General features: G+C 43.9%; 21 protein-coding genes. 16 read left to right on the top strand and 5 right to left on the bottom strand.

Annotation, left to right across the window (positions count from 1 at the left end; genetic code table 11):
* The first annotated feature begins 78 nt into the window (after window positions 1–78).
* A complete protein-coding gene (locus HXY43_RS26800) occupies window positions 79–1632 on the top strand; it encodes a phenylacetate--CoA ligase family protein (protein ID WP_290890339.1) in 1554 nt (517 codons plus the stop codon).
* A gap of 82 nt (window positions 1633–1714) precedes the next feature.
* On the opposite strand, the gene HXY43_RS26795 is transcribed toward HXY43_RS26800, so the two are convergent.
* Entirely contained in the window at window positions 1715–2614 is a 900-nt protein-coding gene (locus HXY43_RS26795; protein WP_290890336.1) for an alpha/beta hydrolase, read from the bottom strand.
* Window positions 2615–3340: 726 nt separating this feature from the next.
* Between HXY43_RS26795 and HXY43_RS26790 the strand changes: the two genes are divergently transcribed.
* From HXY43_RS26790 to HXY43_RS26775, 4 genes are all read left to right on the top strand, one after another.
* Entirely contained in the window at window positions 3341–3667 is a 327-nt protein-coding gene (locus HXY43_RS26790; RefSeq protein ID WP_290890333.1) for a hypothetical protein, read from the top strand.
* A 30-nt stretch (window positions 3668–3697) separates the two neighbouring features.
* A complete protein-coding gene (locus HXY43_RS26785; protein WP_290890330.1) occupies window positions 3698–3928 on the top strand; it encodes a hypothetical protein in 231 nt (76 codons plus the stop codon).
* A gap of 15 nt (window positions 3929–3943) precedes the next feature.
* Entirely contained in the window at window positions 3944–5086 is a 1143-nt protein-coding gene (locus tag HXY43_RS26780; protein ID WP_290890328.1) for a hypothetical protein, read from the top strand.
* Between the two features lie 156 nt (window positions 5087–5242).
* Complete coding sequence (locus HXY43_RS26775; RefSeq protein WP_290890325.1) at window positions 5243–5620, top strand: hypothetical protein; 378 nt, start codon at window positions 5243–5245, stop codon at window positions 5618–5620.
* Between the two features lie 134 nt (window positions 5621–5754).
* On the opposite strand, the gene HXY43_RS26770 is transcribed toward HXY43_RS26775, so the two are convergent.
* Window positions 5755–6117, bottom strand: a complete 363-nt coding sequence (locus HXY43_RS26770) for a phage holin family protein (RefSeq protein ID WP_026734594.1) — start codon at window positions 6115–6117, stop codon at window positions 5755–5757.
* A 56-nt stretch (window positions 6118–6173) separates the two neighbouring features.
* The gene (locus HXY43_RS26765) at window positions 6174–6428 is read right to left on the bottom strand and encodes a hypothetical protein (RefSeq protein WP_290890320.1); all 255 of its coding nucleotides are present in this window, start codon (window positions 6426–6428) and stop codon (window positions 6174–6176) included.
* 210 nt (window positions 6429–6638) lie between these two features.
* Between HXY43_RS26765 and HXY43_RS26760 the strand changes: the two genes are divergently transcribed.
* Window positions 6639–6818: a hypothetical protein gene (locus tag HXY43_RS26760; protein WP_290890317.1), complete on the top strand. Its 180-nt coding sequence runs from the start codon at window positions 6639–6641 to the stop codon at window positions 6816–6818.
* 312 nt (window positions 6819–7130) lie between these two features.
* Complete coding sequence (locus HXY43_RS26755) at window positions 7131–7610, top strand: hypothetical protein (protein ID WP_290890314.1); 480 nt, start codon at window positions 7131–7133, stop codon at window positions 7608–7610.
* A gap of 10 nt (window positions 7611–7620) precedes the next feature.
* On the opposite strand, the gene HXY43_RS26750 is transcribed toward HXY43_RS26755, so the two are convergent.
* On the bottom strand, window positions 7621–7962 hold the full coding sequence (locus HXY43_RS26750) for a helix-turn-helix transcriptional regulator (protein WP_026734598.1): 342 nt from the start codon (window positions 7960–7962) through the stop codon (window positions 7621–7623).
* 146 nt (window positions 7963–8108) lie between these two features.
* Here HXY43_RS26750 and HXY43_RS26745 point away from each other — a divergent pair, with 146 nt between their 5' ends.
* From HXY43_RS26745 to HXY43_RS26715, 7 genes are all read left to right on the top strand, one after another.
* On the top strand, window positions 8109–8561 hold the full coding sequence (locus HXY43_RS26745) for a protein tyrosine phosphatase family protein (protein WP_290890310.1): 453 nt from the start codon (window positions 8109–8111) through the stop codon (window positions 8559–8561).
* A gap of 14 nt (window positions 8562–8575) precedes the next feature.
* Window positions 8576–9076, top strand: a complete 501-nt coding sequence (locus HXY43_RS26740) for an MBL fold metallo-hydrolase (RefSeq protein WP_290890307.1) — start codon at window positions 8576–8578, stop codon at window positions 9074–9076.
* Window positions 9077–9964 carry a rhodanese-like domain-containing protein gene (locus tag HXY43_RS26735; protein WP_290890304.1) on the top strand — a complete coding sequence of 296 codons (888 nt, stop codon included), beginning with the start codon at window positions 9077–9079 and terminating at the stop codon, window positions 9962–9964.
* Between the two features lie 75 nt (window positions 9965–10039).
* Window positions 10040–10744 (top strand): MBL fold metallo-hydrolase, encoded by a 705-nt coding sequence (locus HXY43_RS26730; RefSeq protein ID WP_290890301.1) that lies wholly within the window; start codon window positions 10040–10042, stop codon window positions 10742–10744.
* Window positions 10745–10769: 25 nt separating this feature from the next.
* Entirely contained in the window at window positions 10770–11309 is a 540-nt protein-coding gene (locus HXY43_RS26725; RefSeq protein ID WP_290890298.1) for a DUF3122 domain-containing protein, read from the top strand.
* A 57-nt stretch (window positions 11310–11366) separates the two neighbouring features.
* The gene (locus HXY43_RS26720; protein ID WP_290890295.1) at window positions 11367–11711 is read left to right on the top strand and encodes a four-helix bundle copper-binding protein; all 345 of its coding nucleotides are present in this window, start codon (window positions 11367–11369) and stop codon (window positions 11709–11711) included.
* Between the two features lie 72 nt (window positions 11712–11783).
* Entirely contained in the window at window positions 11784–13568 is a 1785-nt protein-coding gene (locus HXY43_RS26715; protein ID WP_290890292.1) for a SulP family inorganic anion transporter, read from the top strand.
* Here the strand turns inward: HXY43_RS26715 and HXY43_RS26710 are convergent.
* Entirely contained in the window at window positions 13565–13891 is a 327-nt protein-coding gene (locus tag HXY43_RS26710; protein ID WP_290890289.1) for a hypothetical protein, read from the bottom strand. The two genes, HXY43_RS26715 and HXY43_RS26710, sit on opposite strands and share 4 nt — an antisense overlap.
* Before the next feature lie 320 nt (window positions 13892–14211).
* On the opposite strand from HXY43_RS26710, the gene HXY43_RS26705 reads away from it, so the two are divergent.
* Complete coding sequence (locus tag HXY43_RS26705; RefSeq protein ID WP_290890286.1) at window positions 14212–14538, top strand: carboxymuconolactone decarboxylase family protein; 327 nt, start codon at window positions 14212–14214, stop codon at window positions 14536–14538.
* A gap of 130 nt (window positions 14539–14668) precedes the next feature.
* Window positions 14669–14794 carry a hypothetical protein gene (locus HXY43_RS26700; RefSeq protein WP_290890283.1) on the top strand — a complete coding sequence of 42 codons (126 nt, stop codon included), beginning with the start codon at window positions 14669–14671 and terminating at the stop codon, window positions 14792–14794.
* Window positions 14795–15010 lie beyond the last annotated feature (216 nt).

Here is a 15010-nt window from a genome sequence, read left to right as displayed (position 1 = left end):
CCACCAACCACTAACCACTAACCACTAACCACTAACCACTAACCACTAACCACTAACCACCAACAACCAACAAACATCATGAATACCGAATCACAACGGCAGCGGGCAGTTAGCGCATATACAGATTTTTTAAATACCCCCTTAGATATACTCATACAACAGCATCTCCACACTAGAGTCGAATCAGCACAGCAGTCGCCCCAACAGGAGGAATTCCCGCACGGGGCTGCCTCAGTTTTGTCATTATTTCATGATGTAGCTACTAGTGTACCTGCATACAAACATTTCTTGGCAGAACATGCAATCAATCCCGACTCTATTCAAACCTTTGCAGATTTTCAAACACTGCCGCTGATTACTAAAGAAAATTACCTTCTGCGTCATCCTTTAGCAAACTTATGTCGCCACGGGCAGCTAGAAATGTGCGATATGATTGCTGTTTCTTCTGGTTCGACAGGAAAACCGACATTTTGGCCGCGTTTCTTCACAGATGAGTTACAAATAGCCACACGCTTCGAGCAGATATTTCACGACAGTTTTGCTGCTGATACTAAACGCACTCTCGCTGTAATTTGTTTCACTTTAGGAACCTGGGTAGGGGGAATGTATACCACCAATTGCTGTCGCTATCTTGCCAGCAAAGGTTATCCTGTTACCGTAATTACTCCAGGTAACAATAAAGAAGAAATTTTGCGGGTAGTCCAGGAACTCGGTATTGCTTTTGAACAAGTTGTATTGTTAGGATATCCACCATTCCTCAAAGATGTGATTGATACAGGCATTGCTCGCGACATTGAATGGCAACGGTATCAAATTAAATTGGTGATGGCAGGAGAGGTGTTTAGTGAGGAATGGCGCAGTTTGGTAGGTGAAAGAGTAGGTTTTCAACATCCCTGCTACGATTCTGCATCACTCTATGGCACAGCAGATGCAGGTGTATTGGGCAATGAAACACCCTTAAGTATCTGTATTCGCCGTTTCTTAGCAGCACATCCAGAGGCGGCGCGCACTCTGTTTGGTGAATCTCGTTTACCCACACTCGTACAGTATGACCCAGTCAGTCGTTTTTTTGAAGTCAAAGATCGTGCATTGCTCTTTTCTGGAGACAACGGTATTCCCTTAGTGCGTTATAATATTTTGGATACTGGTGGTGTAATTAATTACAATGCTATGCAGCAGTTTTTGGCGCAGTACGGTTTCGATCCGGTGACTGAGTTACAAGCTCATGGTGGTAGAGGTGTGCGCCCATTGCCTTTTGTTTATGTTTTCGGACGCTCTAACTTTACCGTTTCTTACTTTGGTGCGAATATCTACCCTGAAAATGTAAGTGTGGGATTAGAACAGCCAGAAATTAGAGATTGGGTTACGGGCAAGTTTGTCATGCAGGTAAAAGAAGATGCAGACAAGAACCGATTTTTATCTGTAGTTGTGGAATTAGCGCCAGGAGAAGAAGGTAGCGAACAAAGAAGGCAAGCCATAACATCTTCCATTCTCACCCAACTATTGCGCCTCAACAGCGAATTTGCTAACTATGTTCCACCAGAATATCAAATGCTACAAATTGCATTAGTCCCAACAAGCGATCCAGAATATTTTCCTGTAGGAGTAAAGCATAGGTATACGCGTAAGTAGTTAGTGGTTAACTGTTAGTAGTTGGTGGTTATTAACTATGCCCTATGCCCCCAACCCCAGTTAACGGACACGACCTAACAACTTAAAAGACCGCATATGTTTGCCTGATTTCTTCTAAAGCTCGACGTAGATCTTCAGAGTGCATCCAACCCACAAAACCTGCATATAAACATTGCCCCTCTGGAGACGCAACAAACACATGGTCTACCCCTAGGAGATTTCTCCAGGTTCGGATTGTACCGCCGTTGTTGAGGTTCATCAAGATTTCAGCCTTGCTAAAGTCTCGCCAATGACCATCCGTAATACCTGGTACGTCGTGTAACCGTCGAATGATTTCGTCAAAAGTGATGGCTTCACCAATTGTAGAATCCAACCAGAATTCGCTAATTACAGACACGACGGCTGGATGATTTCTTAATGCGGCGTGAGATAGACCAGGCAAGCAGGTGAACAGAGCATTGGGAAACTTTGTACATTCTACGGGAATTGTACCGTCACTGCCACCGTCAATATCTCCTGCGATCGCTAAAGTTGGGATAACAGCAGCAATTTTTTCAGCGATGATTTTACGATTTATTCCCAAGTCACGAGCAATTCCAATTCCTAAGCCAAACGGGTCAATAATTCGCCCCAAGTCTGCTCCCCCAACTGGGGATGCAATCAAAACGAGCGAGTGTATCTTAGACCACCATTCCGGATGCAGTTTCAGTACTTCTAACCAGATTAAACCACCCATCGAATGACCAATAATCCTAATCGGTACATCCGAATAGTTATCTATTTGCTTGCTGGCAATGTTTTCTACAAGCTCGATTAGGGGAGCCATACTAATCCAGGTCTGAATGTATCCCAGATTAGGTGCGATAATCACGGTTGTTTCCGTAACCAAGCTACGAGCCAGAGCCTTCATCTGTTGGTTATCATCAGCCCAACCATGCTGCACAAATAGGAGAAACTCTGGTACGTAGGGTTTTATATGCATTTTATCTTTTGATTTTTGACTTTATAAATTTTAACTTGGAGTTTGACCACAGTCAGACGCCATATAAGAGGGTGTTAGAGATAAAGTCTCTGTTAGGGGATTAAACAGGATAACAAGTTCGGCGATCGCATACACAATATCGATGAGCCAGAATAAGCAAAATATGAGACTTATTATTTTGTTACAAAGGGATGAGTCAATAAGCTTTTTAACAGAAAAATCTCCTCATGGACAATCACCCACTAGCATGAATGTAAATTGCCTTTACAAGTCAGGAAGTTTGCTTTTATTGCCATTGATTCAGTTGAAGTAATAAAGGGGGTAATCTGGCCAGATTTGGTATGAGTTATTGCTACTGAAAATATATGCTTTTTTGAAAAAATATATTTTTATATTTACATTTGTAGCTGATTTAAAGACTAATTATTATAGTGAGAATGTGAGTTATAAACATATTTGGAATTAACTTGCCTTTAATGTGATTTGATACTGAAACCATATATTTTTAGTGTAGAGAGACGCTATGGGGTGTTTAGACAAAGGGTAAAATCTTTTTTCGTTGTTTCCCATAAATCATATTAAAAGTAAGTTGTCAGGCTCAAGAAGATTCTTTATTTTGAGTATAAAAGAGTCTAGGGGTTTAACTATCTCAGCAATTGGTTTTTGTCTTAGTAAATTAGATAAAAGCTTTCAAGTTTTTTAGAAGTAAATAAGTAAGGCAGAAATATGAAGACTATATTAATTTTTGCCTTTGTAATTATCGTGTTGCTAGGGTTACTATTGACACCATCATCGATATTAACACAGGCACAAAAACAGGTGTCACCCAGACAAAACATTGAGCAAGTGAAAGAGCAAAATGAATCTGAGTTAATGGCTATTGATGGTGTAGTTGGTGTCGGAATTAGTGAATGTGACGGTGCTCCTTGTATCAAAGTGTATTTAGAAAATGAATTTCCAAAGTTGAAAAAGCAAATACCAACTCAACTTGACGGATTCAAAGTGGATACAGAAGTGACTGGATCTATTGAGGCGTTGCCTCAACAACAATAAATGTTCCGTTTGTGAAAGGAGGCGATCGCAATGAACAATATTGAGGCTGTAAAGCAGAAACACGAGGATCAACTGATGGGGCTGCCCAACGTTACAGGCGTTGGCATCGGTGAGAAAGAAGGCAAGCCAGTCATTAAGGTCTTTGTGGAGCGTAAAGTTCCGGAGTCGGAATTGCAGCCGCAGGAAATTGTCCCCAAGTCTATAGAGGGATGTGAAACGGACGTAGAAGAGATTGGCATCGTGACAGCACAAAGCCAATAAAAAAGGAGATTTAATATGAAACTAGATGACAATATGATGCAAAAGATGACGTTGTCATCGGAGGCTATAGCAGAAGCACAAAAAGCTCATGCAGCCGTCGTTGAAGATTTCATGAACCCACAACGGCTACGCCCCAATGTTGTTGGTTTAGGAGTTGGCATGAAGTGGAGGAATGGGGAGCCTACAGGTGAACCGGCTCTGGTGACACTAGTGAGCCGCAAGTTACCGAGGGATGAATTGAGAGAAGCTGACTTGGTGCAGCCGACATTGGCGAATATGCAAACCGATGTCCTTGAAGTAGGTTATCTGTTCGCTCAAGTGGGCGAGTTGCGCCACGAGATCATACAACCCAGTGATGGTCTGCTTACAGGAGGCTACCGTGTCAGCGAAACGGTAGAACCCCTAGAAAGACCCAGTATTGAACTCCTCGCCAGACGCACCCGCCCAGCTGAAGGTGGCTACAGTGTCGGGCATTATAAGATTACAGCGGGTACTATCGCTACTTGCGTGTATGACATCCTACTGGGAGGTTCCATTAACCCGCCCACGCATGGAGTAGGTGTACCATCCCATTACTATATCCTCAGCAACAACCACGTCCTGGCAAATAGCAACGACGCAAATATCGGCGATCGCATTCTCCAGCCGGGACCGTTTGATGGAGGTGTCGATCCATCAGATTGCATTGCTCGCCTGAGCAGATTCATTCCGATTGAGTTTGAACCACCAATACCCAGAGTACAGCACAATAACTTGGTAGATGCGGCTATTGCCGAAGGACAGTTCCACGATCTCGATCGTGAAATCTACTGGATTGGCTACGTGCGGGGCTGGCGGCGGAAGCAGAATGTAACGGTAGGAACGCGCGTGTATAAGACTGGACGCACCACAAACTTCACAAGCGGCAGGATTACAGCAATTGGCGCTACAGTCGATGTCAACTACGGCGGTGGCAGAATAGCACGGTTTAGAGACCAAATTGTTACCACCAACATTTCGGCTGGTGGTGACTCCGGTTCACTGGTAGTCACGCTGGAGAATAGCATCCCGGTTGCGGTAGGACTGCTGTTTGCTGGTTCCTCTTTCGCGACCATTGTCAACCAGATTGAGAATGTGCGATCGCTACTGCGGGTAGAAGTAGCAGAGCAAATTCTCTAAGAAGTTGCCAAGCCCTCAAAAACCCACAACCGTAAGCCTCTCACTGTCAGTGGTGGGTTGAGGCATCCAAGCAAAGTACAGGGGCTTGTAAAATAACCCCACTTTGACCAGTCTCATAGCAAGTTGCAATCACAGCTAAAAAAAGGAGTTATTGATATGCCAGAAACATTAGTACAAGGCATCGCCGCTGAAGAAACCCAGGATGTCAATGAGCAGGAAGTTCGCCAAATATTCAAGCCAAAAGAGGGAGTCGAACCACAAGAATTATTCGGCACTGGCTTTACCTACAGGCATGATTGGGGAAATAGAAACGGTCAGTGGATATTGCACCTTAATTGGAGCGTCATCACAAATAATACTCGCGTCTTCGTATCAATAGGCGAAGGTGCAGCTGGGGGAGGCAAGTTTATCGGATCTGCCAGGTACACCCTCCACAACGTTGCTCCGAGTAACGGTAGAGTGAGCATCTGGGTTAACATTGAGTGGAATTCTCCTATCCCACTCCTTGTCGATTACCTGATCGTCAATCCCTAATACAGCGCTTTGCATCTAGATGGAGTCCACCCTGCCCCTAATCCCCATACTGTAGGGATTAGGGGCAATAGGGATTGGGAATTGGATCTTTTCGCTTGCCCGATGCCTATTGCCCTTTGCCCTTTCCTGCCTTCTTAGTACACGATCAAACCTGCCTGACGCAGGATAAAGAAAAGAATAGAGTTGACAATGCTAAGCGCGATCGCCCCAATAATCGCACTTGCAATTCCCCACCGGAGTCTAAATCCCTCAACTATCCAAGCTGCCAGACCAAATACAATGATGCTGCCAATCAAGGGAATCAACCCCAGGCTAATAACGGTACTTGTCGTTCTAAACCAATTAGGAAATAAACTCCAAATGCCATTGAAAGCGCCAATAATTGCTCCAGCAATCAGAGCAATCCAGGGACTATCAACCTCAACGCCTGTAGGTAGTTTGGAGATGATTAATAAACTGATAGCAATCACTACAACAGAAATGAGAAAGCCAGTCATTGATACACCTCAGAATGAAATTAGAGTCAGTCATGGTAAATTAGTGTTTGCAACTATTAAACCTTGAATGTCAGCGTCTGTTCCAATTTCTTGAGCATGGAAGCTTCTGGTTCGCTGACCTTTTCACCACCAATACTAAGAAAGCCTCCCAATGCTGCAACGATCGCAGCGGTAGTAAAGATAGCAATAACGTTATAGAAGTAACCAATTAGCAGGACAAGTGCCCAAGCACAGGCAAACAGCAACAGCAAGCGTAGCAAGGTTGAGTTGTTGAAAGTTTGCCAGGGATTTGGTTTTAGGGATTGACTCATAATTGTTAGAGCGTCATGGGTGCTATCGGTTCGATGTCCAAGTCGTTTCCACCAATTAGGTTGCAAGCATTTTTTCGCACCATCGTGTCACTTGCCAATTTTGGCTATATTATCTAGGAGATTGAGCGATCGCCTGTCTAATTTTTGTAATCACTCAAATTTTATACTGGACGCTGACAAACTAAATAAAACTTCCATTTTTTGTTCTGGATGAACAGAATTTTCTCTGGTTACAGCAATACTGTAATTAATAATTACATCTCCCAGCTGATAATTATTGATGTCAAATGCTTGGCTGAACTCACATGCCAAGCTATTATTTATTACAAAATTATCAACCACAAACGGCGAGTAGCTTCACGCAGCATTACTATCTTAGAAAATGGCTAGAAAGTTAGCGTTAGCGTTGATGAACTGATTGCAGAAATCCAAAAATACACTTCATATCAAGTTCGGATGAACACCGATCGTATCTGTGAAGGTCGGTAATAGGTAATGGGAAAAATCAATTAGCAATTACCAATAAAACCAACCATATCGTAAGTAATTAGTCGGACTTGATATAATAAGCTACTATTCCAGCTTCAAATATTTGGTTGTTAGTAGAACTACCAACTACCTCCTCACAAGTTCCTCATTTTCTTTTTCTACAACTATTATTGTGGCACTCCAAAACTAACTTGTTGATGGAGGTTGAGGGTCATGAGGAAAAGAGGAGCTTTAGCAGCAGCAATATTAATTACTCTCAGTTTGGGTATTGTCAGTCAATCTTTTGCTCAACCAGGAATGAGGATGAGAGGTAGTGGTGGCTGGGGGCCAGGACATCATTACAGCAGAATGTATAATGCTCAAACTGTTGAGACTCTCAGTGGGGAAGTAGTCAGTGTAGATACAATTACTCCCTCTAGAGGAATGTCTCAAGGTGTGCATTTGACTTTGAAAACAGCTAAGGAAACTATTTCGGTACATTTAGGGCCAAGTTGGTACATCGATAACCAAGATATGCAAATTCAGCCAGGCGACAAAATTGAGGTTAAAGGCTCAAGAATTTCTTTTACAGGAAAACCAGCAATTATTGCGGCTTCTGTTAAGAAAGGAAACGAAGTACTAACGCTGCGGGATGACAAAGGTTTTCCTGCTTGGAGTGGTTGGAGATATGACAATCAACAACCTCAGAGGTAGATCGCAAAATTTACCCAGCTATTTCCTTGATCTGTTCTAACTGCTGTACTTGTTCTAATAGACGGGTGGCGATGCGATCGCACACTACTTCACATAGCTCAAAAATTACCGGATCGGAAATCTGATAAAAGACGCTCACTCCGTTGGGATGGCGAGAAACCATCCCTACTTGCATCAAAACTTTCAGATGTTTAGAAACATTCGCCTGACCTAGCCCCGTTGCTTCCACAATTTCTGTCACACTTTTAGGCCCAGACCTTAAACAATTCAAAACTTGCAGTCGGCTGACTTCTGAAAGCACTTTGAAATACTCGGCAACTTGAGTAAGAGCTGTAATTGATATCTCCGACATAAAACTTTAACAATACAAAACTAATATTATCTTCTACTACCATATTACTATATAGTAATATGGTAGTAGAAGCAAGACTTGGGTTTTGCTGCTTAAAATTATACACAGTAATCGAATAGAAGGCTTCACCTGCCAGGGAGGAACCAATGGAAAACGTGAAAAGGATTAATGATGAGTTAACCGTATCAGGACAGGTAACGCCAGAACAGTTGCAACAGGCAGCAAATGAGGGCTTTAAGTCAGTAATGAATTTGCGATCGCCTGATGAAAAAGGTTTTCTTGCCGACGAGGAGCAACAAGCCAAAGCATTAGGGCTGCATTATGTAAATATTCCAGTCAAAGTTGATACCCTCACTGAAGAACAGACAACAGAGATTCTCAAAGAAATAGACAAACTTCCGAAACCAGCCTTAATTCATTGCGGTACAGCGATGCGTGCGGGTGCAATGTCGTTGATGAATGTGGCGACAAGGCAAGGAATGACACCAGAGCAAGCATTTCAAAAGGCTGGTGAAATCGGTTTTGATTGCAGTTCCAATCCAAAAATGAAGGAATTTTTCGCGCAATACGTTTCCCAGCACTCATCAGCAAACAAGTGAAGGAAGAAAGCACTATGGCTTTGATTTTAGAGCAAATAAACGTAGAGGGGCTGGCGCACCTATCCTATGTTGTTGGTGATGATAAAGCAGGTGTAGTAGCAGTCATTGACCCCCGCCGCGATGTAGATATTTATCTGCAAAGAACACGGGAGATGGGAGTTAGAATCACTCACATTATCGAAACTCACATCCACGCTGATTTTGTATCTGGTTCTCACGAACTGCAAGCAAGGACTGGTGCACCTATTTATGGTGGTAAGAGTGAAGATTATCAATTTGAATTGCACCAGCTGAGTGAAGGCGACGAGTTGAAAATCGGTAGCGTTACTCTACGCGCCTTGCATACTCCTGGACATACACCCGAACACGTCTCCTTTATTATCACCGATGCGAAACAGGGTCAAGAACCCTTTGGTGTATTTACTGGTGACACCCTATTTAACCTCGATGTCGGACGTCCGGATCTACTCGGTGGTGGGACTGAAAAGAAACTGGCAGCCCAACTTTATCATTGATTGTTTGATAAACTAGTGCCGCTTGGCGATCGCATGGAAATATACCCCTGTCATGGTGCTGGTTCAGCCTGTGGAAAATCGATAGGCGATCGCAGGCAGAGTACAATCGGCAACGAGCGGATTTTTAGCGAGGCATTTAAAGAGCGTAGTGAACAAGAGTTTGTCGAATGGATATTAAGCGGTATGCCAGAACCGCCGAGACACTACACACGCCTGAAAAAAGTCAACGCCAAGGGGGCAAAGGTGATGGGTTGCGTGCCAACTTTGCAGCCGCTATCGCCCCCAGAATTCCAGAACCTGATGACGGATGAGAACACCATCGTCATCGATACCCGCTCAATTCTCGCCTTTGGTGGCGGACATATTCCAGGAGCCATCAATATCGCACTACGATCGGAGTTTCCTAATTGGGTTGGCTGGATGATCGATCCAGAAAAGACACTGCTACTGGTGATAGAGAGTGAGCGTGATGTGAAATTGGTGACAGAACAGTTATTCCGGCTCGGTTACGATAATTTAGCTGGCTACCTGCACGATGGCATGACCTCGTGGCAAAATGCAGGGTTGCCACTGGCACATTTAGGTGAGTGGACAGTACATGAACTGAACGAACATAAAGACGAACCTGACGTGACAGTTCTGGATGTGCGAGGTGACGATGAGTACAAACACGGTAAAGTGCCTGGTGCTAAACATATCTACGTTCCACACCTAGAAGAACATCTGGATGAATTGGATAAAAATAAGGCGATCGCTACCTACTGCGGTACTGGCTACCGTGCCTCAATTGCTGCCAGTCTCTTACAAAAGCAAGGGTTTGAGAAAGTTATTAACGTTCCTGGTTCCTGGACAGCCTGGAAAGCTGCGGGACTACCAGTAGCAAGTTAATTATTAGTCATTAGTCATTAGTCATTTGTAATTCTAATGACTAATGACTACTGACCAATAACGGAGAACCTAAATATGTTATTTCGCCAATTATTTGATGCAGAATCCAGCACATATACTTACTTAATTGCTGATACCAACACCAAAGAGGCAATTTTAGTAGATCCGGTGCTAGAGCAAGTAGAGCGTGACCTGAAATTGCTCAAAGAACTGGGATTAACCCTGCGTTACTGCCTAGAAACTCACATTCACGCCGACCACATTACAGGAACAGATAAATTACGATCTGCCACAGGTTGTTTAGGTATTGTTCCACAAAAAGCTCATGCAGCCTGTGCCGACTGCTACATCGGAGATGGGGAAAAATTAACTTTGGGAGAATTAACTATCAAAGCCATTGCTACCCCCGGTCATACCGATAGCCATAATGCCTATCTGGTCAACAATGACCGAGTACTCACGGGAGATGCTTTATTTATCCGGGGTTGTGGTCGCACCGATTTTCAAAGTGGTGATGCTGGCACTCTCTATGATTCCGTAACACAGCGGTTGTTTAGCTTGCCGGATGACACCTTGGTGTATCCAGGTCATGATTATCGGGGTCATACAGTATCGACGATTGGGGAAGAAAAACGCTGGAATCCCCGGTTTGCAGAATGTAGCCGCGAAGGTTTCATTGAATTAATGGGGAACCTGAATCTGCCAAACCCGAAAAAGATGATGGAAGCAGTTCCTGCCAACGAACAGTGTGGCAATGTGACGGCGGTTGCTGTTCATTAACCTTGATTAGTTGGAGTGGCGGACAATGAACATTCTCTGGCATAAGTTCCGACACATCCTTTCCTGGCTTTTGTTAGTTGGGGCGTTAACCTTATTGTTGTTCCTAGGTTTGGGACTCTTCAGCGCCCCACCAGCTGCGGCTGTAGTCAGACAACAGGAAGAAACACCAGGACAAATGCTTTACCAGTCACGCCAAACTTTACGGGATAAGGATGGCAAGACCTGGCAGGCGATCGCCTTCAAGCGAGTCCATCGCAACAGCAATACCAGCTTTTCTCTGCGGTTGGTAGGATTTCCCGGTGCAGTAGTTTTGGATCGCGATCAACCCCTTGTATTGACTTCTTCTCTAGGAAAAACCCTAATTGCACCCGATATTTCTCAGCAAATCTTTACCGATACTACACCGGAACCCCATATTGGACAGTACGATCTTCAGCCTATTCTGTCACAGTTGCAGCCAGAAATTCCCTGGATACTGGAACTGCCAACTGTAGACCACTCAACGGTTAAGTTACTAGTTCCATCCTGGGTGGTGCAGGAATGGCAAACAGTTGGCTCAAGTTGAGCGTAGGGAAATATTTCTATCTACTATCGATATCTCATAACTAAAAGGAGAACTTCAATGCTTGTAATTCAACAAGAATACCAGTCTAGCTTTGATACTGCCATGCATTGTGTGGTGGAATGCGAACACTGTGCCAAAGCCTGCATGGGTCATCCAGACATGGTGAAATGCGCCCAAATGTGTCTCGACTGTGCCGAAGTCTGCCAAACTCTTGCGACTTATATGGTTCGTGGGTCGTACTTCATTTCTCACTTGGCACGAGCTTGTGCTGACATCTGCGAAGCCTGTACACAGGAATGTGAAAAGTATAATCTAGAACATTGTCAAAAATGTGCTAAAGTCTGTCGGCAGGCAGCAGAGGAGTACCGCAAAATTGCTAGTGTTGGCGCAGCAAGAGTTTAAGTAACTCCAGCTAGAAATCGAGGTCGCGAGAATACACCTCCATAAGAATTTCTAAGTATTGAGGGTGATAAGATGAGGATGAATAGAAGACCTACCGCTGTTAGAGCCTTCAGTCCAGCTAAAGTTACTGGTATTCGCCGTTACTTGCCTTTCCTGGAGTGGCTCCTCAATTATCATCCCCAAGATTTGGTAGGCGATTTAATGGCCGGGATGATTGTGGCGATCATGCTGGTGCCTCAGAGTATGGCTTATGCACTCCTGGCAGGTCTGCCACCCCAAGTGGGACTCTACGCCAGCATTCTCCCCCTCATCCTCTACGCTTTGTTCGGCACTAGTAGGACTTTGGCTGTAGGGCCTGTGGCAATGGTGTCTCTACTGGTAGCGACGGGTATAGGTGCGATCGCTCCTCAGAACAGTCCAGAATATATCGTCCTGGCTTTGGTGCTAGCGCTGTTAGTCGGCATCATTCAATTGAGTATGGGACTGTTCCGGCTCGGCTTTTTGGTCAACTTTCTCAGCCATGCGGTCATTTCTGGCTTTACCAGTGCAGCAGCGCTGATTATTGCGTTTAGTCAACTCAAGCACTTGTTGGGGGTTAAGATTCCCCATACAGAATCTTTTTACGAATTACTGATTTCCCTCGTTCAACAGATCGATCAAACCAATATTGTTACTCTGAGTATCGGTGTTATTAGCATTGCAGTTCTAATCTACTTCAACAAGCGTTTAGGTTATTTGCTCAATCGTTGGGGCGTTTCCCAAGGACTGATTGTGCCGATAACTAAAAGCGCACCATTAATTGTAGTGCTGTTTAGTACACTACTGGTCTGGGATCTGGCACTGCATGAAAATGCCAATGTTAACATCGTCGGCGCTATTCCTAGAGGCTTACCTCCCCTCACCTTGCCGTCTTTCGAGTGGACTCTGTGGCAAAAGCTTTTACCAACTGCTCTTACCATTAGCTTTGTCGGCTTCATGGAAAGTATTGCCGTAGCTAAATCCCTAGCTAGCAAACGCCGCCAAAAGGTCGATGCTAACCAGGAACTGATCGGACTGGGTGTAGCTAATCTCGGCGCAGCAGTGACTGGCGGCTATCCAGTTACTGGCGGATTCAGTCGTTCAGTGGTGAACTTTGCCGCTGGTGCCAACACAGCTCTTGCTTCGATGATCACAGCACTACTTATCGCCCTGGTAACATTGTTTTTTACACCTGTGTTTTATTTCCTACCCCAAACTACCCTAGCAGCCATCATCATCGTAGCGGTGTTTGGACTGGTTGATGTGAACACCTTCAAACAAATGTGGCGCTACAACAAGGCAGATGGGGTTTCTCTGCTGATTACGTTTGTGGCGGTGCTAACTGTTGGAATTGAAGTTGGGATTTTGGTGGGTGTGGTAACGGCTGTACTCCTGTTTTTGTGGCGTACCAGCAGACCTCATATTGCGATCGTCGGGCGAGTGGGTGAGAGTGAAACTTTCCGCAATGTTCTGCGATACGAGGTCAAAACTTGCCCCCACGTCCTGGCGATCCGGGTAGATGGCAGCCTCTACTTTGCCAATACCAAGTATTTGGAAGATCAGCTACTCCAAGCCATTGCTCAATGGCCTGAACTGGAACATTTAGTTCTGGTTTGCAGCGCCATTAACTTCATTGATGCTAGTGCTCTAGAAACACTGGAAAACTTGATGGATGAATTGAAACAGGCTGGAGTCAACTTCTACTTAGCCGAAGTCAAAGGCCCGGTGATGGATCGGCTTAGCAAAACTGATTTTTTGGATCGGCTGGGTCGCGATCGCATCTTTCTCAGCACCCACCAAGCTATGCAGGTATTGGGTTGTAATTCCATCCAAACTTAAGCAAAATTTTCGGTTAATGTTTCCATCCAGCACAATAATCCTAGGGCTTGCTCTATTTGGGTTTTGAGTTTGCCGCCAGCAACTTTTAGTTTCAGTTCATCTTGTAACAATACTTTGATGGTGTTGAATGCTGGAGGTAATCTTCTGGCTTCTGGAATTCCTAAAGGGGGAACCAAAGGATGAGTTTCTGTCGGTATTTGCCAAGAATAAGGAATAGATTTAGTCTCAACCGTCAGGCTTGGAGTTTCCCAAGGATCGGGAATGAGTTGTTCTACAGATAAGCTAGATTTTTGGGGTGGATTTCTAGATATATTCTTTAACATAACTTTAGCCTCCCAAATTATGTCTGTAGCGCTCACCTCAGCTTGTTTGTGATAGTCATGAACAAGCTTTGCTTCAATTTTATTTTAACAAGAATTTATTGGTATAATTCCTGACTTTAAAAGGTTTGTTTTATTCAAATCAATTTTCTCTTTAAATTCTGGGCATAACTATTAATCTCCAATCTAATGTTATTTCTCAAGACAGATGAAAAATGGGTGAAATTTGATAGGCATGGGAGTTAGATAGAAGGAAAACATCCTAATTCCATTAGAGGTACGTCATGAGCGAAGCCACTGCCAAAACTTCCTATACTGAGCAGATGAAGCAGATCCGAAGTTATACCAGCAAACTTTCCACTGCTCTACCGGATGTGATGAAAAGCTTCTACGCTCTGAACAAAGCTTCTTCAGCACCTGGCGTACTCGACAGCAAAACAAAAGAACTCATTGCACTGGCAATTTCCGTAGCGATTCACTGTGATGATTGCATTACCTTCCATACCCATTCTGCCCTCAAAGCAGGCGCGACGAAAGAAGAAATTCTCGAAACCCTCGGCGTAACGGTGTTTATGGGTGGTGGCCCCGCACTGATGTACGCAACCCACGTGATGGAAGCCGTCGAGGAATTGCAACAGACTGATGGTTGATTCGGCTACTGGAGTGATGTATTGAAAGCAGTAGTGATACTGTTGACGAAAGTAATCAGATTGTAAGTAGAGACGCGAAATTTCGCGTCTCTACAAGGATTTTGAGTAACGCATAATTAATTTCTACCAGATGTCTAATACAAAACATCTAGAGCTAGTACAAATTTATGCCCCCATTGAGGGGAAAGTACAGTGGCGATCGCCCAATGATATGTCGTGTATCAATTTTGGGGAAAATCCTTACAGGGGTAAGTAAAGTAATGTAATAACCGTTGATTTTTAGTAAAAAAAAACACAGTGCTATAGAAACTTATTTAAATTATTAATCCAATATTGCCATAGAGACTATATTTTGAATAAAATACAACTCGTATTAATCGCTACTTTATAAATGTTTGCTAAGTGCATATAACGATTAAATGATATAAACAGATTAATTGGTACATGATTTTAAACCACCATTAGCAGTAAT

It is taken from the genome of Fischerella sp., from assembly GCF_013388695.1.
GTDB lineage: Bacteria > Cyanobacteriota > Cyanobacteriia > Cyanobacteriales > Nostocaceae > PCC9605.
This window is presented reverse-complemented; position numbering and strand designations above follow the sequence as displayed.